We start from the raw sequence: 21,276 nt of genomic DNA, 5'->3' as shown, positions 1-21,276 counted from the left end.
CGCTAGCCGCCGGGGTTCCAGGTGTGGTCGATCACGTCGGGCGGGTGTTGCGCCTGCAGGCGTTCCCGCTCGGCGCGCCGGCGCTTGACCCGCAACCGCGCGTCGCTCGGAACGGTGACGAGTTCGTCGCACAGCAGATAGCAGGCGTCGTCGACGACGTCGATTAGATCCGCCTGCGCAAGACGAGAGCCCAGTTCTCGCAACGTCATCCGAAGTTCGTGGGTGAACCGGATGGTGGTGTCATGCGCAAGTTCGCGTGAGCTGCGGGCGCTGTCGGCCAACCGCTGAGACAACGTGCCAGGCGGTTCGGGTGCCGCGCCGGCCTCGGCGATCTCCGCGGCGGCCGCCAGCAGCAGCCCGGGGTCGTCGGCGAACGTGGGGCTGGCCAATTCGGCTTCGGCGGGGCCGCGGTGTCCGAGGTGGGTTACGGCAGTCTCGAGTGCGGTCGCGGCGCGCGGGGACAGCGCGCGGATGCTGCCGACATTCCCTTGGCGGGCCAGCGCGCATAGCGGCGGGTCCGCGCGCAGAATGGTGGCCAGCCCGGCGCACTCATCTGCGATGCGACCGCTTTCCATGATCACTCCGACGCCGTAGACGCTTGATCCCGCACGGGTGTGTCCCAGCGTGGCCGCCGTGACGCCGGTGTCGATGACCCACAGCCCGGTCAAGATCCAGCCCTGCTGGATCCGATCCCGCAGCAACTGCAACCGAACACCCAGGGCCGCGTCGCTCAAGGACTCCAGTTCCGCGGCTTCGAGGTGCTCGGCGGCAGCCGCGGCGACGTAATCCTGGGTGTCGGGTCGCAGGTGACGCAGCAGCGCCAGCGAGCGCGCGGTCACTACCACCTTGGCCACGGATCCACGCGGGCCGCTCGTTCGCTGGGGTGGGCCTAGCGGCAGCAGGTCGCCGACCTGCGGCTGGTTGTGCAGGGTGTGCTGGGTGATGGCGTCCTCGTCCCAGCCTGGCAGCTGGGTTGCGGCGACGATGTTGGCCGACACCCCGACATAGGGTCGGTGTCCGAACACTGCGATCGCCCTGCTCGCCCACTCCTCGGCGACGACATCACCCAACGCGAGTACCCGACCCATCGCCTGACCGGCCGCGCGCAGCCCGCCAAGTTGCACGTCCAGCGTGATGGGCGTCAGGGGGCCCGGCAGCGCTGCGGACAGGCCGGACGCGCTGAACACCGGGAACCGTGGGTCGATCCGGTCGTCGAATTCGCCCTCCAACCCGTCGGGGGCGGCGCTGCGCAGCGGTGCGCCGTCGGCCGGACCCACCCGCGGCGGCGCCTCCACCGGTAACGGTAGTTGGCCCGACCCGGGAATGGCGCCGGCGGGCTCGATCCTGCGGCCTTTGAGCCCGCGCCCGGTATCCACCATCGCCTCCAGCGCGCCCCAACCGTATTCGAAGCTCCAATCCTCTTGTGCAACAGCAATATCCATCTCTGGTATCAGCTTGTCCCAGCTACGCACTCCGTGCAGCCGCAAGCGCGGCTCGACGGCCCGGATCAACCGCCAGGCGGTGATCACGTTGGTGGTGTCGGGGGTGGCCAGGTCTACCACGCCGGTGCGGTCGGTGCCGACCGCGAGCACCAGGAAGCGAACCAGGTCGTCAAGGTGCAGCACCCGCATCGGCAGGGCCGAGACCTTGCTGCGCATCAGCGTTGCCACCGTGCGGCACACCATCCAGTCCAGCTGGCGGCCCACCGGTGGCGCTATCCGAACGATCAGGCTCGGTGCCCACCCGGTGGCCACCAGCGTCTCGGCGGGCCGGTACAGCTCGGCCGGCCCGGCCGCCTGGGACACGAACAGCAGCCGCGCACCCGCCCGGGCCGCCGCATTCGCCACATGTGCGACGCCCGTCGAACCGGCACCGCCGGGCGCGGTGACGTCGACCGCGGCCAGGTGAATCACCACGTCGGCTTCGGCAGCCAGATCCACCAGGACCGGATTGTGCAGCGCAGCGCTGACGAACTCGACGTCGGGATCCAGGCACTGGTGCGGGCGCGGGCCGATACCGCTGACCGTGTGCCCGGCGGCGATCAGCTGACGTGCGACCAACCGCCCGACAGTGCCTGCGGCGTCGGTAAGTAGCACGTGCACGTGGCCTCACCTCCCCCAACGTCTACCCCATGACAATAGGCACGACGGCCCCGGTTGCGCAGTTTTGAGTCTCTAACGTGACCCTTGAACTGCGGTTACGTCGTTCGTGACGGTTACCGCAGGGTCGCGATGCCATCGGCAGCGACGGCGACCTTCACCCCGGCGATGTCCTCCTGCACAGTCGCGGCGGCGGCTGCCGGATCGGTGATCACGGCCAATGCGCGCGCGCCTTCCGGCGTGCGCACCGCCAGGAACGCTTTCTCGGGCTGCCCGTCCCGGTCGAACGGCGTCGTCCAGGCTTCCACGGTCCCCACTCCCTCCCAGTCGACCAGCCCCATGGTGGTCGGCTTGCGGTCCACCACCGGCTGTACATCCTCCCAGACGAATCGTTTCGGCGGTTCGGTGCAGTACAAGCCAAAGCTGTGTTTGGTCAGGAAGCCGCCGTTGGCGGTGATCAGGCCGCGCCGACCGGGGTTAGCGGTCAGCAGTTCGGCCATGGTCGCGATGGAATGCGTCACGTAGTTGTTCCACGGGCCGCCGGCGAAGGTCAGCCCGCCGGTGACGGTCAATGGGCGGGCCGGATCGTCGATCGCCAGGCCGAGTTCGTTGGCGGCGACCTGGACCGCGGACGGGAAGCAGGAGTACAAGTCGACGTAGTGGACGTCATCGATGCCTATGCCGGCCAGTTCCAAGGCCCGCGCCCCGCCGATCCGGATCGCTGGTGAACGGTGCAATTCGGCCCGCTCGGCGACCGCGGGTGTGTCGTGCGCATCGGTGCCGGCCTGCGGATAGACCCAGCGCTCGGTCGGTACCCCCAGCCGCCGGGCCTGCTCGACCGAAGTGAGGATCAGCGATGCACCCTGGTCGACCATGTTGTTGGAGTTCATCAGCTTGGTGTACGGCCAGCTGATCATTCGGTTCTGTGGGCCGGGCCGGCGGATCTCCTCGGCGCTGAGGGGGCGGCGTATCCAGGCGTTGGGATTGTCGACGGCCACGGCGTTGAATCGTGCCCACAGCTCGCTGACGCGTTGGGCGTGGTGTTCGATGGATTCCTCGCCGGCGATCCGCAGCGCCTGCTCGAAGATCGGGTACACGAAGGCTGGCCGGTCCAGCTTGATCCGTATCTCGGCGTCGCCGGCCATGGGCACGTCCGCACCGGCAATCGGCGGCACCGGCACCGAGTTGTCCTGCTCGGTCCACACCAGCCGGCGGCCCCGCTTCTTCAGGCCGGTGCGGGTGCGCCAGGTTTCGGCGCCGGATATCAGCACCACGTTCGCGCGGCCGGCCTGAATGTCCAGGCACGCCTGGTTGACCAGCGACTGTGGGGTGTTGCCGCCCACCGGGCTGTACAACGCGGTGAAGTCGGCCAGGCCGAGACGCTGGCCGAGCAGCCGGCCGGGGTTGCGGTAGTGCGCCGAGAGGATCTGCACCACCCGAATGGAGTCGACGGCTTCGATCACCCGGGAATCGGCCGCCTGCCGGGTCGCGGAGACCATCAGGTCGGCGGGTTCGATACAGGGCTGATCGAGGTCGATGTCTTCGCGGTGATTGACCTGGCCGTAGCCGATCAAAACCGGCGTTCTGGGCTCCACGGGCATTGATCGAACCTATCGCGACCGTTTCGGCCGGTCCCGTGCGCCACGTGGGACCAGCGCGGGAGCCCGTGTCTCAGCTCAGCTTCTCCAGCCGGAACGGCAGCGTAATCACCAACGCTTTGTTGACGCCGCAGGCGCCGCTATCACCCGCGGTTAGGTCCACGCCGGCAAGAATGCGCGAGCCGGAATTGAATGCTACCCAACCCTTTTCATCGACCGGATAAAACCTATAGATCTGATGTCCGGTGCGCGAGGCGCCGTCCGGGCAGGGCTCCCAGTTGGCGATGTCGCGTTTGACCACGTACTCGCTACCGTGCAGCGCGACGTCCGCGCTCCACCCCATGTCACTGGTGACCCGTCCGGTGCGCTCGAGCGGCGTACTGCACGCAGTGCTGATCGTCCATATGCTCTGCACTGTCGGTTCGTCGTGGAATATGTCGTTCGTTTTCGCCCAGTCGCCGATCGACGTCGCCTGGAAGGTTCCGTTGATCCCCCAGCCGTCACCGGACGCTCCTGCGGCAGGGGCAGTTGTTGTGCTGGAAATGACCAGTGCCATGCCCGAAATCAAAGCCGATGTGATACGCCGCATCGCGGTCCCTAAGTGATGGGTGTGAATCGAAGGTGTAGCTCGTTGAGGCCACGCAGGATGTAGGTCGGTGCGTAGCTGTAGTGCCGGTCACCGGCCGGTCCGTGCTTTTCCTCGTCGAGGCGGATATCGCCCATGCGGTCCAGGATGCGCTCCAGCGAGACCCGGCCTTCGACCCGCGCCAGAGGCGCGCCCGGACAGCTGTGTACACCACGGGCGAATGCGATGTGCTCGCGAACGTTGTTGCGGTCGAGCCGGAATTCGTGCGGCTTTGGGAAACGGTCGGGATCTCGGTTGATGGCCCCTGGGCAGACCATGACCGTGGTGCCGGCCGGAATGTCGACGTCCCCCACCCGGGTCGACTTGCGCGCCAACCGGAAAGCGGTCTTCACCGGGGCCTCCATTCGCAGCGTTTCCTCAACGAAGGAGGGAATCAGACTGCGATCGTCACGCAGTGCCTGCTGCAGATCCGGTTGCTCGCAAAGAATCCGCAAGGCCGCACCAAGCAATTTGGCGGTGGTCTCCTGCCCGGCGCCGAAGAGGAAGGTGGCAGCGCGCACCACTTCGACCACCGGTGGCGTCGAGCCGTCCGGATAGGTGGCGGCCGCCAGATCGCTCAGTACGTCCTCACGTGGTTCCCGGCGCCGGCTTTCGACGTAGTGGTTGAACTTCTCGTCGAGAAATTCGAGCGGATTGATCGCCGCGGGATCGTGGTCCAGGTTGCCGGCGGTGTGCGAATTCGCCAGTGCAGCACGGAATTCTCTGTGATCATTCTCAGGGACGCCCAGTAGATTGGCGACCGCCAACAACGCATACGGTTTGGAATAAGCGTCGAGGAATTCGCATTTGCCGTTGCTGACGAACTCGTCCAGCTGCTGATCGGCCAGGGGGTGTTCACCGCCAGCACCCAAAGGACGGCGCCGGGGACCCCGAGGCCCCGCAACCTGTCGCGGACGGCACGGATCAGCAATGGCCCGACCCCGGTGCCCAGGAGGGTTGGGTCGACATAAATCGCCATCAGCTCACCGAGATTCGCCGCGTCCTGGTCTCCGCATAGACCGGCGGTGGCAAAGCCGCAGATGGCGGCGTCGCGAATGGCAACCAGGGTGAGGGGTATCCGAATGCCGGGCTGGCCGAAGGCGTATCGACGGGCCCGCGCCTCCGGAGTGAGGCTGTCCAGATAGGCCTGGTCGATCAAGCCCCGGTAGGCCGATTTCCACGCCCGCACATGCAGGCGGGCCACCTCGTCGGCGTCTTCGGGGACGGCGGGTCGCACCTCGGTCATTGTTGGCCAGTATCCGGCGGCATAACGTATCCGGCATGGCAGACACGGCATCGGTTGCCGCCAAAGTTGGCGGCAAAATCATCGTCATAACGGGGGGCGCCCGGGGCATCGGGCTGGCGACGGCAACCGCCTTACACAAACTGGGGGCCAAGGTTGCCATCGGCGACGTTGACGAGACCGCGGTCAAGGAGTCCGGCGCCGAGCTCGGCCTCGAGGTCTACGGCAAGCTCGACGTCACCGACCCGGCCTCATTCTCGGACTTCCTCGACCAGGTGGAACGCCAGCTCGGACCGATCGATGTGCTGATCAACAATGCGGGCATCATGCCGGTCGGCCGGATCATCGACGAGCCGGACGCCGTCACCCGCCGCATCCTGGATATCAACGTCTACGGGGTGATCCTGGGCAGCAAGCTGGCCGCTCAGCGCATGGTGCCCCGCCGGCGCGGGCACGTCATCAACGTCGCCTCGCTGGCCGGAGAACTGCACATCGTCGGTCTGGCCAGCTACGTGGCCAGCAAGCATGCGGTGTTGGGCTTCACCGATTCGGCGCGGCTGGAGTACCGGTCGGCGGGCGTGCACTTCTCGGCGGTGCTACCGACCTTCGTCAACACCGAATTGGTTGCCGGCACACCGGGAATGAAGGGATTCCGCAACGCCGAGCCGACCGAGATCGCCGGCGCGATCGTCGGGTTGGTGGCCCGCCCTAAGCCGCGGGTGCGGGTCACAAAGGCGGCCGGCGCCATGGTTGTATCGCAGAAATTCTGGCCGCGCCGCGTGGCCGAGGGGCTTAACCGGCTGGTCGGCGCCGAACACGTCTTCACCGAGGACGTCGACGTCGAAAAGCGCCGCGCCTACGAGGCCCGCGCCCGCGGCGAAGAGCAGGACACGTAAAGCGGAGTTCGCCGACTTCGCGCACAATCGGCTCAATGAGCCCAGAAACCGCAACAAAGACAAAGACGGCGCCCGCGATCCTCAACGATGACGAACTGGCCCTCATCGACGCCTACTGGCGAGCCGCGAACTACCTTTCGGTGGGCCAGATCTACCTGCTGGACAACCCACTGCTAGCCGAACCACTGGCCGCCGAGCACGTCAAGCCCCGGCTGTTGGGCCACTGGGGCACCACGCCCGGACTCAACCTGCTCTACGTCCACCTCAACCGGATCATCCGCAACCGCGACGCCAACGTCATCTACATCACCGGCCCCGGACACGGCGGCCCCGGCCTGGTGGCCAACGCCTACCTCGAAGGCACCTACAGCGAGGTCTACACCGGCGTCGAGGAAGACACCGAGGGGCTGCGCAAGCTATTCCGGCAGTTTTCCTTTCCCGGCGGCATCCCCAGCCACGTTGCGGCCCAGACGCCGGGATCGATCCACGAGGGCGGCGAACTCGGGTACGCGCTGGTGCACGCCTTCGGCGCCGCCTTCGACAACCCCGATTTGGTGGTGGCCTGCGTCGTCGGTGACGGAGAGGCCGAGACGGGGCCGCTGGCCGCCGGCTGGCATTCCAACAAGTTCCTCAACCCGGCCGTCGACGGCGCGGTGCTGCCGATCCTGCATCTCAACGGCTACAAGATCGCGAACCCGACGGTGCTGGCCCGCATTCCGGAAGCCGAGCTCGAGGCGCTGATGCGCGGCTACGGCTACCGCCCGATCATGGTCGCCGGCGACGATCCCGCCGATGTGCACCAGCGGCTGGCCGCGGCGCTGGACGACGCGTTCGATGACATCGCCGCCATCCAGCGGCGGGCGCGTGCCGGTGAGCGGACCGAGCGGCCGGTCTGGCCGATGATCGTGCTGCGTACCCCCAAGGGCTGGACCGGACCGAAGGTCGTCGACGGCCAGCAGGTCGAGGGCACGTGGCGGGCCCACCAGGTGCCGCTGGCAGGCACCCACGAAAACCCCGAGCATCGCGCGCAGCTGGAAGAGTGGCTGCGCAGCTACCGTCCGGCCGAGTTGTTCGACGCCGACGGCGCTCTGTGTACGGATTTGAAAGCTATTGCGCCGCAAGGTGATCGGCGGATGAGTGCCAATCCACACGCCAATGGCGGGTTGCTGTTGCACGATCTGGATCTGCCGGACTTCCGCGACTACGCGGTGCCCGTCGAGCGGCCAGCGACCGCGACCCACGAAGCTACCCGGGTGCTGGGCACCTTCCTGCGCGACGTGATTACGCGCAACCTGGACCGGTTCCGGCTGATGGGACCCGACGAAACCGCCTCCAACCGGCTGGGCGCGGTGTTCGAGTCCACCGACAAGGTGTGGCTGTCCCGAACCGACCCAGACGAGGATGCGGGAACCCACCTCGCGCCCAACGGCCGGGTGATGGAGGTGCTGTCCGAGCACCTGTGCCAAGGCTGGTTGGAGGGCTATCTGCTGACGGGCCGGCACGGGCTGTTCAACTGCTACGAGGCGTTCGTGCACATCGTCGACTCGATGTTCAACCAGCACGCTAAGTGGTTGTCCACCAGCCGTGAGCTGCCGTGGCGCCGGCCGATTGCGTCGCTGAATTACCTGCTGAGCTCACACGTGTGGCGTCAGGACCACAATGGGGCGTCGCACCAGGACCCGGGGTTCATCGATCTGGTGGCCAACAAGCGCGCCGAGGTGGTGCGGGTGTACCTGCCACCGGACGGGAACACGCTGCTGTCGGTGGCCGATCACTGCCTGCGCAGCCGCGACTACATCAACGTGATCGTGGCCGGCAAGCAGCCCGCGCTGTCCTATCTGTCGATGGACGAGGCGATCCTGCACTGCACGCGGGGCCTGGGGATCTGGCAATGGGCCAGTACGGCTGTCGGTGAGCCCGACGTGGTGCTGGCCTGCGCCGGCGACATCCCAACCTTGGAGACCTTGGCGGCCGCCGACATCTTGCGCCACGAGCTGCCGGAGTTGCAGGTGCGGGTGGTCAACGTGGTGGACCTGATGCGCCTCCAGCCAGAAGCTGAGCACCCGCACGGCCTGCCGGACAAGGAATTCGACGCCCTGTTCACATCGGACAAGCCGGTCATCTTCGCGTACCACGGCTATCCGTGGCTGATTCACCGACTCACCTACCGCCGGACCAACCACGCCGAGCTGCACGTGCGTGGTTTCAAGGAGCGCGGCACCACAACGACCCCGTTCGACATGGTCATGCTCAACGACCTGGACCGATTTCACCTGGTGATCGACGTGATCGACCGGGTCGACGGACTGGCCAGCCGGGCCGCCGAACTCCGCCAGCGGATGGTCGACGCGCGCTTGTCTGCCCGCCGCTACACCCGCGAGCACGGTGAGGACGACCCGCAGATCAGCGGCTGGACCTGGGGCTCTGGCGAGTAGCCCGTAAGGGTGACGGGTGGGGTGCGCGACGCTAACCTGGGCCCGTGCCGAAGGTCTTGTCTGTCAACGTGGCGCGGCCCCGTCGCAATCCGGATCCACGCGCGTCTTCCCGGCTGACCGGAATCGACAAATTGCCTACGACGGGTCCTGTCGAAGTCCGCGCACCCGGGCCTATGCGGGGTGGGTTAGGCAGCGGCCTGGTCGGTGACACGATCGGCAACCGGAACCTGCACGGCGGCGACGACCAGGCCGTCTACGCCTACGCCCGCGAAGACCTGGACTGCTGGCAGACCCAGCTGCAGCGCGAAATCAACGACGGGATGTTCGGCGAAAACCTGACCACCCAGGGCGTCGACGTGACCAGCGCGCTGATCGGCGAACGTTGGCAGGTCGGCTCGCACGGCTTGCTGCTGGAAGTCTGCGCACCCAGGACCCCATGCCGCACTTTCGCGGCGTTCCTGAGCGTCAACCAGTGGATCAAGACGTTCACGCAGGCCGGCAAACCCGGTGCCTACCTTCGGGTTATCGAACCCGGAACCCTGCACGCCGGCGACCGGATCCGCATCACCCACCGGCCTGATCACGACGTCACGGTTGCTCTGGCTTTTCGCGCGAAGATGACCGCGCCCGAGTTGCTCCCCCAATTGCTGGTCGCCGATGCGTTGTCGACCGAGCTGAAGGCACTGGCGCGGCGCCGTTCGCCGCAAGCGAACTGAGCGGGCGCCTAGCCCATCGCAGGTAGAATCAGCCCGGTGCGGAGTCAGGCGTTAGGACAGGACGGTCAGTGCGATGCCCCGGCGGTTCCGCAGCGCAACCGGCTTCGTCTCTACGTGGACATCGCCGTCGTCGTCGCGGTGCTGGTGACCACCAACCTAGTCGCGCACTTCACCACTCCCTGGGCCGGCATCGCGACGGTCCCCGCTGCCGCCGTGGGCCTGGTGGTCCTGGTCCGCTGGCGTGGTCTGGGCTGGGCCGAACTCGGCCTGGGCCGCGAGCACTGGAAATCCGGCATGGGTTACGCGCTGGCCGCCGTAGCCCTCGTGCTGTCGGTCATCGCGATCGGTGTGCTGCTGCCCGTAACCCGGCCGATGTTCCTGAACAACCACTATGCGACCGTCTCCGGCGCGCTGATCGCCTCGATGGTGATCATCCCGCTGCAGACCGTAATCCCTGAGGAGCTCGCCTTCCGCGGCGTGCTGCACGGTGCGCTGGACCGGGCCTGGGGATTCCGCGGGGTGGCGCTGGCTGGATCGCTGCTGTTCGGGTTGTGGCACATCGCTACATCGTTGGGCTTGACCAGCAACAACATCGGTTTCACCCACCTGTTCGGTGGTGGCGTCTTCGGCATGATGGCAGGCGTGACGATGGCGGTATTTGCGACCGGTGCAGCAGGTTTCATCTTCAGCTGGCTGCGGCGGCGCAGCGGCAGCCTGATCGCGCCGATCGCGCTGCATTGGTCGCTCAACGGGATGGGCGCGCTGGCCGCCGCGCTGGTCTGGCACTTGTCGAGCTGACGATCACACCAGCAGCACGGCGGCGCCGGCGATTCGGCCGGAACTGAGATCCTCGAGCGCTCGATCGGCACTCTCGAGCGGATACTCCGGTGTCGTGACCTCGATGTGATGATGCGCCGCGAAATCCAGGAACGCGCGCGCGTCGGCGCGGGTGTTCGAGGTTACGGACCGGATTTGCCGCTCCTGGAACAGATGCCGTTGGTAATTGAGTGACGGGATGTCGCTCAAATGGATACCGGCCACCGACAACGTGCCGCCGCGATCGAGTGCCTCGAGCGCCGGCAGCACCAGATCGCCCACCGGCGCGAACAGGATCGCGGCGTCCAGTGGCACCGGCGGTGGATCGGCGGCTCCTTGCGCGGAAGCCGCGCCCAGCGCCAGTGCTAGCTCGCGCGCCTCGGCCCCACGTGTCATCACATGGACCTCAGCCCCTTGCGCCAGTGCGACCTGGGCGGTGATGTGGGCGCTGCCGCCGAACCCATATAGCCCAAGCCTCCCGCCGGGCGGTAACTGCGCGCGCAGCAGTGATCGGTAGCCGATGATGCCGGCGCACAGCAACGGCGCCAGCTCGGTGTCGCTGTAGCCGGCCGGCAGGTGATGTGCGAAATTGGCTGGCACGGTGGCGAATTCGGCATAACCACCGTCGGCATCCCAGCCGGTGTAGCGGGACTGTGGACACAGATTCTCGTCCCCTCGGCGGCAGTATTTGCATTCCCCGCAGGTGTGGCGCAACCAGGCGATGCCGACCCGGTCCCCCACCTTGAAGTCGTTACCGGCGTCGGGGCCGACGTCGACGACCTCTCCCACCACCTCGTGGCCCGGTGTGACCCGCTGGCGGTGGACCGCCAGGTCTCCCTCAGTGACGTGCAGGTCGGTGCGGCACACCCCGCACGCCAGAACGCGTACCAGCAGGTCAGCCGGCCCGGGCCGGGGGACCTCGACGCTGACTTGCTCCAGCGGCTTGGTCTGCATCGGGCCGGGCCGGCGTACCTGCCACGCGGTCATCGAGGATGGCGTCGGTTCGGGCATCATCCCATCATGCCGCCACGAGGCTGCCTGGTCAGCGGCGTTGCACCAACCCGACGACCCACAGCAGGATCACGGAACCCAGGATCGCGGTGAAGAAGGTGAACCACCAGCCGCCCGAAGCGGTGTCGAAGGCGAAGCTCAGCAGAAAACCGCCGATCAGCGCTCCGACGACACCGATCACGATGTTCATCAAAATGCCGGATCCGCCGCCCTTGACAATCTTGCCGGCGATCCAGCCCGCAAGCGCGCCGATGATGATGTAGCCGACGACACCAACACTGGTCAGAGTTGATGAGCGAGCCAAATACTCGGTAGCTGCCAGAACGTCCATGAGGGGTCTCCTTGTAATTACTGGGCAGCCCAGCCCATGTGCCGGACCGTGATCCCGGTATACCCCTTCTGCGTAACGAATCGAGTGTCGTTTCGGCCGACACCCGGGTTCATATCGTCAGGCTGGTTGGCTGCGCTGTGGCGCCTCTGTTGAGGTTCCGGCGGCCGGAGCCTGAGCTGGCGCCGGAGCGGCAGGGGCGGGAGCCGCCGGCGCCGGAGCGGCAGGGGCGGGAGCCGCCGGCGCGGGAGCGGCGGGCGCCGGAGCCGCCGGGGCACCGGGTTCGGGAGCCACTGCGGGCGCACCCGGAGCCCCTTCTGGTGCCGGGGCCGACCAGGGTCGAATCGACTCAGCCAGCGCCTTCGCGGCATTCTTGTCTATCGGGTTGTTAGACGTGCCCAGCCATACCACGAACCAGCGCTGCGGCGGGCCGGTCGGCGGCGTGGCGCCTGCAGCGGTCCCCACGACACCGGTCCAGATCTGCCCGACCGGCTTGTTGGCATCGCTGAACTTCACCTCGTAATACGACGCGCTCCCCGAGATGCCATTGGCGTTGAGCGGAACCGTCTCCTGGTTGATTCGCGTGCCCGGGTAGGGCATGAAGAACTCGCCCATGTCCGAGCCGAGCCGGACGGCGGCCTTCGGGTTGGTGGTTTCGGCGCTGGCATAGAGCTTCTGGTCTAGTCGTCCCAGCACAATTCGGGTGTCGTTGGCGATCGCGGGAGGCTGACCGGGCATCGGCGCGTCACCGGCCGTCTTGCTGAGCAGGGCCGAACCGTAGTCCAGGTGGGACGCGTCGGATTCCACCCAGCCCGGCGGCACAACAAAGCTGAACCCACCGACGGCGTTGGTCACCCGTCCGGGTTCCGGCGCGTTCGGGTCGGGCGGTGGCGCGTTCGGGTCCACCGGGGGCGGTGCCGCAGCTGGATCGCCGGGCTGAGCGTTCGGCGCGGGGTTGGCCGGATTGGCGGGGTTGGCCGGATTTGCGGGGTTCGCCGGATTTGCCGGGTTTGCGGGGTTCGCCGGATTTGCCGGGTTTGCGGGGTTCGCCGGATTGGCCGGTGCCGGGGAAGCCGGGGCTGGTGCGCCAGGCGCAGGTACGGGTGTCGGGGTCTCCGGATCGGCGCTGGACGCTGCCGGCAACGCAATGGTCACGACGCTGGCGCTGGTCGCCGCGGCGATCGCCAGCGACGCCCACAATCCCTTGCGGCGGGTCGGGTATGGGTCCACCTGATGCATGGCGACGAACCTACCGTGTTAGCGCTGTGAAGCAAGGAAGACCTGCCCATTCGAATAGGTATGTCTCGCCAGTTCATTCACCATTCGCTCATCCTCGGCGGCGGGGGTGCAGCGCCACCTCATGGGCCTTGACGCCGAACCACACCCGCCTACCCGGCGTGAGCTGCAATTCTGCTGCGGCCTGCCCGGTGATGCTGGCGGCCAACCCGGGCGCGCCGTCAGGCTGGTCTGCGCCACGTACCAGGACGGTCGGGCCGCGGGTTTCCAGCCCGGACACCGTCACCTCGACGGCGTTGCGTGGGCTGCCGTGTGGCGGCGACGGGAACACCGCCACGCTCGATGGCCCGAAAACTGCTACCGCGGCATCGCCGCTGGTCACACCCGAGCCCGAACCGTGCCAGATCTGTCCGGCCGGTGTGTGCAGGGCGCCGTCGGTGCCCACCGTTCCGCTAACCAGGTTGACGCCGGCGATCCGGGCCCCGAAATTGCTTGTTGGTGCGGCCAGCACTTCAGCGGCGGGCCCGACCTCGCAGACCCGACCCGACTCCAGAACCAGCACCCGGTCGGCCAGCGTGAGCACGTCGAGCAGGTCGTGGGTGATCAGGATGACTGCGCAACCGCTGCGGGCGACCACCTCCCGCAGGACCGCACGAACCGCGGCGGCCGCCGCCACATCGAGGCCAGTCAACGGCTCGTCGAGCAGCAGAGCTTGAGGTTCGGCGGCGAGCGCCCGCGCGATCGCGACGCGCTGGGCCTGCCCGCCGGACAACTGCCGGGGCTTGCGGTTGGCCAGCGACTCGGCCCCCACCTCGCTCAGCCAGCGCAATGCAGATTCTCGAGTATTGCCGGATCGCGACATGCCGCGACGGCTGCGCGGCCCGAACGCGACGTTGGCGGCCACACTCAGGTGGGGAAACAGAAGCGGATCCTGCAGCAGCAGCCCGACCCTCCGGTCGTGCGTAGCGACCTCCACCTTGGCTGCTGTGTCGGTGAGCACCCGATCCCCCAACCGCACCAGCCCGGCATCGGGTCGGATCAGGCCGGCGATGACGTGCAACGCGGTGGACTTTCCCGCCCCGTTGGGTCCCAGTACGGCCAGGACTTCGCCGGCGGCCACCGCGAAATCGACGTCGACCATACGGTCGGCCACTACCGCGCGCAGCTCCAGATCACTCATTGCCAGCTACTTTGAGACCGACCCGGCCAACCGGCGTGCGCCCAGCCCCAGCACCACCAGCGCCGCTACCCCCACCAGTAGAAGCGACAGTGCCACCGCGGCTTGCGGGTCATTAACGCGCTGCACATAGATCTCGAGCGGTAACGTGCGGGTGACTCCCTGCAACGACCCGGCAAACGTCAACGTGGCCCCAAACTCTCCCAGCGAACGGGCGAAGGCCAGCACCGCCCCCGACACCAGCCCCGGCAAGAGCAGCGGCAAAGTGACTCGCCACCAGATCCGGGTGGGTCGGGCACCCAATGTCGCTGCCACCACCTCGTAGTCGGCTCCGGCAGTGCGCGCGGCGCCTTCCAGCGAGATCACCAGGAAGGGCAGCGAAACGAATGTCTGCGCCATCACCACAGCAGTGGTGCTGAAGGCAATGCTGACTCCGGCGGCCTCCAGGTAGCGGCCCAGCAGACCGAGCCGGCCGAACGCGTAGAGCAGGGCGATGCCGCCGACCACCGGCGGCAGCACCAGCGGCAGCAAAATCAACGGCCTCACCAGCCGCACCACCCGCAGCCGGCTGCGAGCCAGCATCAGTGCCATCGGCACACCCAGCAGGACGCACATAGCGGTGCTGGCGGTCGCTGTCTTCAGGCTCAGTAGCAAGGCCACCGCCGAAGAATCGCTGCTGATCAACGACCAGAACCGTGGCCAATCGACCCTCACGGCGATCGCGAGCAGCGGAAGCCCCACGAACGTCGTCCCCAGCGCGGCGGGCAGGTAGACCCAGCGAGGCAGATCCGTCGGCGTGTGCACGAGAGTCCGTCAGGGTTTGACGAAGCCCGCTTCGCGCAGGATCTGCTGCCCGACGTCGCCGGTGACGACCCCCAGGAACTTGCGCGCCAGCTCGGACTGCGGCGACTTTCGCAGGGTCGCGATGGGATACACGTTCACCGCGCCGGCAGCTTCGGGGAACGTGACGGTCGCTACCTTCGAGCCGGCGGTTCGCGCGTCGGTGATATAGACGAGCGCCGCATCGGCCTGTCCGCTGGTGACCTTGTTGAGCGCGTCGGTGACGCTAGGTTCCTCGCTGACCGGATGAAGCCGCGTGCCAGTGGAATCCTCGACCCGCGCGGTTGCGGCGCCGCACGGCACCGGGCGCTGGCAGACGACCACGTTGAGGCTCGGAGCGGCCAAGTCGGCGAAGGACGCAACGTGCTTGGGATTGCCCGGCGCGGTCACAATCACCAATGTGTTGGCCGCGAACGCGACCGGATCCGAGGCCAGCAGCCCCGCTTTAGCGACTTTGTCCATCTGCGCGGTATCCGCCGAGGCGAAGGCGTCGGCGGTCGCGCCCTCGACGAGCTGGGTGGACAGGTCGGATGATCCCGCAAAATTGAACTTGACGTCTGTCCCGGGGTTGTCGGCCTTGAAACGCTCGCCGATCTGAGTGAACACCTTGTTCAGCGAGGCGGCTGCGAACACCACGATCGACCGGCCCGATGGTGAACTGGAGTGACACGCTGCCACTCCGCCGACGAGCAATAACGTCACCAATCCGGTGAGGAACCCGATGCGGCGCATCGGTACAACGTAATGCCGGGCGGGTGCGACTGAATAGTTATCCAATTCGCCCGCGCGTCGCGGTGCCGCTAGGTTTCGTGGAATAGCTACTGTCCAGTAACATGAACCGCAATTGCCAACACGAGGAGGTCATGGCAGTGGAGGTAGTGGTCACTGGCGCAGACACCGATCTTGGGCGCGCGGTTGCGGAGCGTTTCCGCGAGGATGGACACAAGGTCACCCTGGTAGGTGCCCGTGGTGGCGATCTCGAGGTCGTCGCAAAGGAACTCGACGTCGACGCCATAGTCTGCGACACCACCGACCCCGCGAGCCTGCAAGAGGCGCGGAGTTTGTTCCCCCATCACCTCGACACCATCGTCCACGTTCCCGCGCCCACCTGGGGCGCTGGCGACCCGCGCACCTACTCGTTGTCCGACACTGCGAACGCGTGGCGCCGCACGCTCGATGCCACCGTGCTCTCGGTAGCGCTGACCGTGCAGTGTGTCAGCGAGCTGCTGCGCTCGGGCGGACACATCATCACGGTGGTACCCGAAAACCCGGCCACCGGTAGCGTCGACGCCGCGATCAAGGCCGCTCTGTCCAACTGGGTCAGCGGCCAAGCCGAGGTGTACGGCATCCGCGGAATCACCGTCAACGCGGTCGCATGCGGTCGCAGCGTGCAGGCGGGCTACGAGGGCCTGTCGCGCACGCCCGCACCCGTCGCAGCGGAGATCGCCAGATTGTCGCTGTTCTTGACCACGCCCGCGGCTCGCCACATCACCGGGCAGACGCTGCACGTCAGCCACGGCGCACTGGCTCAATTCGCCTGAGTTTGTTCGGCCTTTCAAACCGATCGCTACGGTAGTTACCGTGGCTATTCGGCTTGGATTCCAGATTCCCAACTTCTCCTACGGAACGGGCGTGGAAAGCCTGTTCCCGACCGTCATTGCGCAGGCACGCGAGGCAGAATCGGCTGGCTACGACTCGCTCTTCGTGATGGACCACTTCTACCAACTGCCGATGATCGGCACGCCTGATCAGCCGATGCTGGAGGCTTACACCGCGCTGGGCGCGCTGGCCACCGCCACCGAGCGGCTGCAACTCGGCACGCTGGTCACCGGAAACACCTACCGCAACCCCACCCTGCTGGCCAAGGTGATCACCACGCTGGACGTGGTTAGCGCCGGCCGGGCGGTGCTGGGCATCGGAACCGGTTGGTTTGAACTCGAACACCGTGAGCTCGGATTCGAGTTCGGCACCTTCACCGACAGATTCAACCGCCTCGAGGAGGCGCTGCAAATCTTGGAGCCGATGATCTCCGGTGAACGGCCCACGTTCACCGGAGATTGGTATCGCACCGAGTCGGCGATGGCGGAACCGCGCTACCGCGACCGCGTGCCCGTCCTGATCGGGGGAAGCGGCGAGAAGAAGACGTTCCGACTCGCCGCCCGCTACGCCGATCACCTCAACATCGTTGCCGCGTTCGACGAGCTGCCCCGCAAGATGGATGCGGTCAAGGCCCGTTGCGAAGAGGTGGGTCGCGACCCCGCAACCCTGGAAACCAGCTTGATGCTGACGGTCATCCTCGACGAGAACGCCAAGGCGGACCAGGTTCCCGAGAACATGAGCGCCCGCATCGCGATCGGCGGGCCCGCGGACGTCGCCGAGCAGGTTCAGACCAGAGTCCTGGATGCCGGTGTGGGCGGAGTGATAATCAACCTGCCCAATGGCCACATCCCCGGGACAATCACCGCGGCTGCCGAGGTGTTGCGACCGCTCTTTGACGGGTAACCGTATCGGCACACGCGTATTTCGCTGACTGTGTCAAAGGGCACAGGCTCGCAGTTGGGTTTGTTGGAGTCGGTTGACTACGCTTGGAATGGTCGATGGCTAACTGTAGTCGCCCGCCCAAGGAGACCCAGTCAGGAGCAGCGCACAATGAGTTCTGAGCAAGAAACCACAGTTGAAACCCCCCGTCGTCATCGAGTTGTGATCGTCGGATCGGGGTTCGGCGGTCTCAATGCGGCAAAGAAACTCAAGCGTGCCGACGTCGACATCAAGCTGATCGCGCGAACCACCCAGCACCTGTTTCAGCCGTTGCTGTATCAGGTTGCCACCGGGATCCTGTCCGAAGGCGAGATAGCCCCGGCTACTCGGGTGGTGCTGCGTCGGCAGCGCAACGTCGAGGTGTTGCTGGGCAACGTCACCCACATCGACCTGGCCAACAAGAAAGTCGTCTCAGAACTGCTCGGCCACACCTACGAGACGCCCTACGACAGCCTGATCATCGCCGCCGGGGCCGGCCAGTCCTACTTCGGGAATGACCATTTCGCCGAGTTCGCTCCCGGGATGAAGTCGATCGACGACGCGCTGGAACTGCGCGGCCGGATCCTGAGCGCGTTTGAGCAGGCCGAACGGTCCAGCGATCCGGAACGCCGTGCCAAGTTGTTGACCTTCACAGTCGTGGGCGCCGGCCCTACCGGAGTGGAGATGGCCGGGCAAATCGCCGAATTAGCTGGACACACCCTGAAAGGCTCTTTCCGGCACATCGACTCCACAAAAGCGCGAGTGATACTGCTCGATGCCGCGCCGGCAGTGCTGCCGTCGATGGGTGAGAAGCTGGGCAAACGGGCGGCGGCCCGGCTCGAGAAGATGGGCGTGGAGATCCAGCTGGGCGCGATGGTCACCTCCGTGGACCGCAACGGCATCACGGTCAAGGATTCCGACGGCACCGAGCGGCGCATCGAATCCGCCTGCAAGGTGTGGTCGGCCGGAGTCCAAGCCAGCGGGTTGGGTCGCGACCTGGCCGAGCAGTCCGACGTCGAACTGGACCGGGCCGGCCGAGTCAAGGTGCTGCCTGACCTGTCCATCCCGGGGCACCCGAACGTGTTCGTCGTCGGCGACATGGCGGCGGTTGAGGGTGTGCCAGGGGTGGCGCAGGGCGCTATTCAGGGCGCCAAATACGTGGCCAGCACGATCAAGTCGGAGTTGGCCGGTGCCGACCCGAGCGAGCGGGAACCGTTCCAGTATTTCGACAAGGGATCGATGGCCACGGTGTCTCGGTTCTCTGCGCTGGCCAAGATCGGTCCGCTTGAGTTCAGCGGCTTCATCGCCTGGCTGGCCTGGCTGGTGCTGCACCTGGTGTACCTGGTCGGGTTCAAGACCAAGGTGAGCACGCTGCTGTCATGGACGGTTACCTTCTTGAGCACCCACCGGGGCCAGCTCGCCATCACCGAACAGCAGGCATTCGCCCGAACGCGAATCGAACAGCTGGCAGAACTCGCCGCTGAAGCGCACGGATCGGCGTCAGTCGACAAGGTGGCCAGCTGACCTCAGGCGCTCAGGCGTCCAGATTCTGCAGGCGTACCTGACCTCTGGCCACCACCCGGTCGTCGTCGTCGGTGATGGTGACCTGCCACAGCTGTTGGCGGCGGCCTCGATGTATGGGTTCGGCTTTGCCATGCACGGTGCCCGAGCCGATGGATCGCAGGAAATCGGTGTTGTTGTTGACTCCGACGACATTGCCGCCCCCATGTTCGGCCAGCCACGTGTAGGCGGCCACACTGGCCATGCTCTCGACCATCGAGCAGTAGACGCCGCCGTGCACCAGGCCCATCGGCTGCAACAGCTTGGGCTGAACTTGGAGTTCGGCCCTGGCGCCGTCGGGACTCAATTCGGTGAATCGCAAACCGAGTTCGCTGTCGAATGGGGCCAGAAAATCGGCCGGGAAACGATTCGGGTCAGGCGCTGACGACACGTTGTTGTGTCTACACCATCCGGATCACGGTGCGAAAAGGCCCCGAAAACCCGAAAAGCAGGCGAGCCCCGTACCCATGGCACGGGGCTCGCCGATCGAGTAGACCGGGGGTCACTGCAGCCCTCAGGACTCCTTCGCGGTCATCTATTTGCTCGACCGGATTTAGCATAGGCAAGGCTGCCCTAATTTTGCAAGTATGTATTGGGTAGGGTTGCCGGTGTGTTCCTCCTAGTCGGCCGCCCTTCCGGTGTTGCTGTGACAACCGTCACAGTGCCGATCCAACGCCTGGATACGACTACCCGAACGGGACAACACCGGCAACTGGGTACGACACTCGGTAGTAACCCGGAGTACGCTGATACCAACGCTCAGGAGATGAACTATGGCCAAGCTGACGCGGCTGGGAGACCTGGAACGTGCAGTGATGGATCACCTATGGTCCGAGCCGGAACCCCAGACCGTTCGCCAGGTGCACGAGGCGCTGTCGACACGTCGCGATCTGGCCTACACGACGATCATGACCGTGCTGCAACGGTTGGCCAAAAAGAATCTGGTTTCCCAGCTCCGCGACGACCGCGCGCATCGCTACGCGCCGGTACACGGCCGCGACGAGCTTGTTGCCGGGCTGATGGTCGATGCGCTGGCGCAGGCCGAGGACTCCGGCGGCCGACAGGCCGCACTGGTCCATTTCGTCGAACGGGTCGGAGCCGACGAAGCTGACGCGTTGCGACGCGCACTTGCCGAACTGGAAGCAAACCACCGTAATTCGCCATCCGCTGGACCTCCAGCCGACGACTGAGGGAGACTGACAGCGTGTCTGCGCTGGCCTTCACCATCCTTGCGGTGCTGCTGGCTGGCCCGACACCGGCTGTACTGGCTCGCGCCTCCTGGCCGCTGCGGGCCCCCCGGGCCGCGATGGTGTTGTGGCAGGCCATCGCCCTGGCCGCGGTCCTCTCGACATTCAGCGCCGGAATCGCGATTGCCAGCCGACTGCTCATGCCCGGTCCGGACGGGCGACCCACCGCCGGAATCCTCGACGCCGAAGGGCGCCTCGGTTGGCCCCTGTGGGCGGCCTACCTGGCTGTTTTCACCCTGACGGTCCTGGTCGGGGTGCGCCTGGTTGTGGCGGTGGTGCGGGTCGCGATAGCCACCCGCCGCCGGCGCGCCCGGCACCGGATGGTCGTCGACCTGGTCGGCGTCGGGCGTGACGCGGCGCTGGCCCAGCCCTGCACCAGGACACGTGACCTGCGTGTGCTGGACGTCGAACAGCCCCTCGCCTACTGCCTACCCGGCGTACGGAGCCGCGTCGTAGTCAGCGAAGGTGCACTTAACACGCTCGCCGACACCGAGGTGACGGCGATCCTGACTCACGAACGAGCCCACCTGCGGGCCCGGCACGATCTGGTGCTGGAGGCTTTCACGGCGGTGCACGCCGCGTTTCCGCGGCTGGTCCGCAGTGGCAACGCGCTGGGAGCGGTGCAACTACTGGTGGAATTGCTGGCCGACGACGCCGCGGTACGCGCCACCGGGCGCACTCCCCTGGCCCGGGCCTTGGTGGCCTGCGCCTCCGGACGGGCACCATCGGGTGCGTTGGCCGCGGGCGGCCCCAGCACCGTGGTGCGGGTGCGCAGGCTCTCCGGGCGAGGAAACAGCCTGATGCTGTCGGTAGCCGCCTACCTCGCCGCTGCGGCAGTATTCGTGGTGCCCACCATTTCCCTCGCCGTTCCCTGGCTGACCGAACTGCAGCGGTTGCTCAGCGCTTAACCCCGAGGCAGACACGAGAGGCAC

19 protein-coding genes and 2 pseudogenes are annotated in these 21,276 nt (G+C 66.6%); 9 read left to right on the top strand and 12 right to left on the bottom strand.

All coding sequences use genetic code 11. From position 1 onward, the window contains the following. Positions 1–2 precede the first annotated feature (2 nt). From H0P51_RS14860 to H0P51_RS14840, 5 genes and pseudogenes are all read right to left on the bottom strand, one after another. Positions 3–2,102: an NAD-dependent epimerase/dehydratase family protein gene (locus H0P51_RS14860; RefSeq protein ID WP_180913584.1), complete on the bottom strand. Its 2,100-nt coding sequence runs from the start codon at positions 2,100–2,102 to the stop codon at positions 3–5. Positions 2,103–2,215: 113 nt separating this feature from the next. Next, the gene (locus H0P51_RS14855; protein ID WP_180913583.1) at positions 2,216–3,700 is read right to left on the bottom strand and encodes an acetyl-CoA acetyltransferase; all 1,485 of its coding nucleotides are present in this window, start codon (positions 3,698–3,700) and stop codon (positions 2,216–2,218) included. 70 nt (positions 3,701–3,770) lie between these two features. Continuing rightward, positions 3,771–4,253: an Rv2253/PknI dimerization domain-containing protein gene (locus H0P51_RS14850; protein WP_246397968.1), complete on the bottom strand. Its 483-nt coding sequence runs from the start codon at positions 4,251–4,253 to the stop codon at positions 3,771–3,773. A gap of 41 nt (positions 4,254–4,294) precedes the next feature. Then, a pseudogene (locus tag H0P51_RS14845) lies at positions 4,295–5,170 on the bottom strand (cytochrome P450); the annotation flags it as partial. 62 nt (positions 5,171–5,232) lie between these two features. Next, a pseudogene (locus tag H0P51_RS14840) lies at positions 5,233–5,568 on the bottom strand (GNAT family N-acetyltransferase); the annotation flags it as partial. 35 nt (positions 5,569–5,603) lie between these two features. On the opposite strand from H0P51_RS14840, the gene H0P51_RS14835 reads away from it, so the two are divergent. Genes H0P51_RS14835 through H0P51_RS14820 form a run of 4 tightly spaced genes read left to right on the top strand, consistent with a single transcriptional unit; the run spans position 5,604 to position 10,410 of the window. Further along, positions 5,604–6,461, top strand: a complete 858-nt coding sequence (locus H0P51_RS14835) for an SDR family oxidoreductase (protein WP_180913581.1) — start codon at positions 5,604–5,606, stop codon at positions 6,459–6,461. Between the two features lie 35 nt (positions 6,462–6,496). Beyond that, positions 6,497–8,896, top strand: coding sequence for a phosphoketolase family protein (locus tag H0P51_RS14830; RefSeq protein ID WP_180913580.1), 2,400 nt, complete (start codon positions 6,497–6,499; stop codon positions 8,894–8,896). A gap of 44 nt (positions 8,897–8,940) precedes the next feature. Continuing rightward, complete coding sequence (locus H0P51_RS14825; RefSeq protein ID WP_180913579.1) at positions 8,941–9,612, top strand: MOSC domain-containing protein; 672 nt, start codon at positions 8,941–8,943, stop codon at positions 9,610–9,612. 36 nt (positions 9,613–9,648) lie between these two features. Next, positions 9,649–10,410, top strand: a complete 762-nt coding sequence (locus H0P51_RS14820; RefSeq protein WP_180913578.1) for a CPBP family intramembrane glutamic endopeptidase — start codon at positions 9,649–9,651, stop codon at positions 10,408–10,410. A gap of 3 nt (positions 10,411–10,413) precedes the next feature. On the opposite strand, the gene H0P51_RS14815 is transcribed toward H0P51_RS14820, so the two are convergent. The 6 genes from H0P51_RS14815 to modA all read right to left on the bottom strand — a co-directional run bounded on the left by H0P51_RS14815 (position 10,414) and on the right by modA (position 15,752). Then, a complete protein-coding gene (locus tag H0P51_RS14815; RefSeq protein WP_425488862.1) occupies positions 10,414–11,439 on the bottom strand; it encodes a zinc-binding alcohol dehydrogenase family protein in 1,026 nt (341 codons plus the stop codon). Positions 11,440–11,470: 31 nt separating this feature from the next. Further along, positions 11,471–11,770, bottom strand: coding sequence for a GlsB/YeaQ/YmgE family stress response membrane protein (locus H0P51_RS14810; protein WP_180913576.1), 300 nt, complete (start codon positions 11,768–11,770; stop codon positions 11,471–11,473). Positions 11,771–11,887: 117 nt separating this feature from the next. Next, entirely contained in the window at positions 11,888–13,006 is a 1,119-nt protein-coding gene (locus H0P51_RS14805) for an alanine and proline-rich secreted protein Apa (protein ID WP_180913575.1), read from the bottom strand. An 88-nt stretch (positions 13,007–13,094) separates the two neighbouring features. Then, a complete protein-coding gene (locus tag H0P51_RS14800; RefSeq protein ID WP_180913574.1) occupies positions 13,095–14,183 on the bottom strand; it encodes a sulfate/molybdate ABC transporter ATP-binding protein in 1,089 nt (362 codons plus the stop codon). Positions 14,184–14,189: 6 nt separating this feature from the next. After that, positions 14,190–14,984 (bottom strand): ABC transporter permease, encoded by a 795-nt coding sequence (locus H0P51_RS14795; RefSeq protein WP_180913573.1) that lies wholly within the window; start codon positions 14,982–14,984, stop codon positions 14,190–14,192. Positions 14,985–14,993: 9 nt separating this feature from the next. Further along, complete coding sequence (modA, locus tag H0P51_RS14790; protein ID WP_180913572.1) at positions 14,994–15,752, bottom strand: molybdate ABC transporter substrate-binding protein; 759 nt, start codon at positions 15,750–15,752, stop codon at positions 14,994–14,996. A 131-nt stretch (positions 15,753–15,883) separates the two neighbouring features. On the opposite strand from modA, the gene H0P51_RS14785 reads away from it, so the two are divergent. From H0P51_RS14785 to H0P51_RS14775, 3 genes are all read left to right on the top strand, one after another. After that, entirely contained in the window at positions 15,884–16,561 is a 678-nt protein-coding gene (locus H0P51_RS14785; protein WP_180918985.1) for an SDR family oxidoreductase, read from the top strand. Between the two features lie 40 nt (positions 16,562–16,601). Then, positions 16,602–17,522, top strand: coding sequence for an LLM class F420-dependent oxidoreductase (locus tag H0P51_RS14780; RefSeq protein WP_180913571.1), 921 nt, complete (start codon positions 16,602–16,604; stop codon positions 17,520–17,522). 147 nt (positions 17,523–17,669) lie between these two features. Next, on the top strand, positions 17,670–19,061 hold the full coding sequence (locus tag H0P51_RS14775; RefSeq protein ID WP_180913570.1) for an NAD(P)/FAD-dependent oxidoreductase: 1,392 nt from the start codon (positions 17,670–17,672) through the stop codon (positions 19,059–19,061). Between the two features lie 10 nt (positions 19,062–19,071). Here H0P51_RS14775 and H0P51_RS14770 read toward each other — a convergent pair whose 3' ends face one another. Further along, positions 19,072–19,488 carry a PaaI family thioesterase gene (locus tag H0P51_RS14770; RefSeq protein WP_180913569.1) on the bottom strand — a complete coding sequence of 139 codons (417 nt, stop codon included), beginning with the start codon at positions 19,486–19,488 and terminating at the stop codon, positions 19,072–19,074. 382 nt (positions 19,489–19,870) lie between these two features. On the opposite strand from H0P51_RS14770, the gene H0P51_RS14765 reads away from it, so the two are divergent. Together H0P51_RS14765 and H0P51_RS14760 are read left to right on the top strand one after the other, a co-directional pair. Further along, entirely contained in the window at positions 19,871–20,287 is a 417-nt protein-coding gene (locus tag H0P51_RS14765) for a BlaI/MecI/CopY family transcriptional regulator (RefSeq protein ID WP_180913568.1), read from the top strand. A gap of 14 nt (positions 20,288–20,301) precedes the next feature. Further along, a complete protein-coding gene (locus tag H0P51_RS14760) occupies positions 20,302–21,252 on the top strand; it encodes a M56 family metallopeptidase (RefSeq protein WP_180913567.1) in 951 nt (316 codons plus the stop codon). Positions 21,253–21,276: the final 24 nt, after the last annotated feature.

This window comes from Mycobacterium vicinigordonae (assembly GCF_013466425.1).
Taxonomy (GTDB): domain Bacteria; phylum Actinomycetota; class Actinomycetes; order Mycobacteriales; family Mycobacteriaceae; genus Mycobacterium; species Mycobacterium vicinigordonae.
Note: the sequence above shows the minus strand (reverse complement) of the source record. Positions and strands in the feature narration are given on the sequence as shown.

Bases quoted from the DNA above. Each gene is read 5' to 3' on its own strand.
- H0P51_RS14855 (WP_180913583.1), bottom strand. From the start codon at position 3,700: ATGCCCGTGGAGCCCAGAACGCCGGTTTTGATCGGCTACGGCCAGGTC.
- H0P51_RS14850 (WP_246397968.1), bottom strand. From the start codon at position 4,253: ATGGCACTGGTCATTTCCAGCACAACAACTGCCCCTGCCGCAGGAGCG.
- H0P51_RS14835 (WP_180913581.1), top strand. From the start codon at position 5,604: ATGGCAGACACGGCATCGGTTGCCGCCAAAGTTGGCGGCAAAATCATC.
- H0P51_RS14830 (WP_180913580.1), top strand. From the start codon at position 6,497: ATGAGCCCAGAAACCGCAACAAAGACAAAGACGGCGCCCGCGATCCTC.
- H0P51_RS14815 (WP_425488862.1), bottom strand. From the start codon at position 11,439: ATGCCCGAACCGACGCCATCCTCGATGACCGCGTGGCAGGTACGCCGG.
- H0P51_RS14810 (WP_180913576.1), bottom strand. From the start codon at position 11,770: ATGGACGTTCTGGCAGCTACCGAGTATTTGGCTCGCTCATCAACTCTG.
- H0P51_RS14805 (WP_180913575.1), bottom strand. From the start codon at position 13,006: ATGCATCAGGTGGACCCATACCCGACCCGCCGCAAGGGATTGTGGGCG.
- H0P51_RS14800 (WP_180913574.1), bottom strand. From the start codon at position 14,183: ATGAGTGATCTGGAGCTGCGCGCGGTAGTGGCCGACCGTATGGTCGAC.
- modA (WP_180913572.1), bottom strand. From the start codon at position 15,752: ATGCGCCGCATCGGGTTCCTCACCGGATTGGTGACGTTATTGCTCGTC.
- H0P51_RS14785 (WP_180918985.1), top strand. From the start codon at position 15,884: ATGGCAGTGGAGGTAGTGGTCACTGGCGCAGACACCGATCTTGGGCGC.
- H0P51_RS14775 (WP_180913570.1), top strand. From the start codon at position 17,670: ATGAGTTCTGAGCAAGAAACCACAGTTGAAACCCCCCGTCGTCATCGA.
- H0P51_RS14765 (WP_180913568.1), top strand. From the start codon at position 19,871: ATGGCCAAGCTGACGCGGCTGGGAGACCTGGAACGTGCAGTGATGGAT.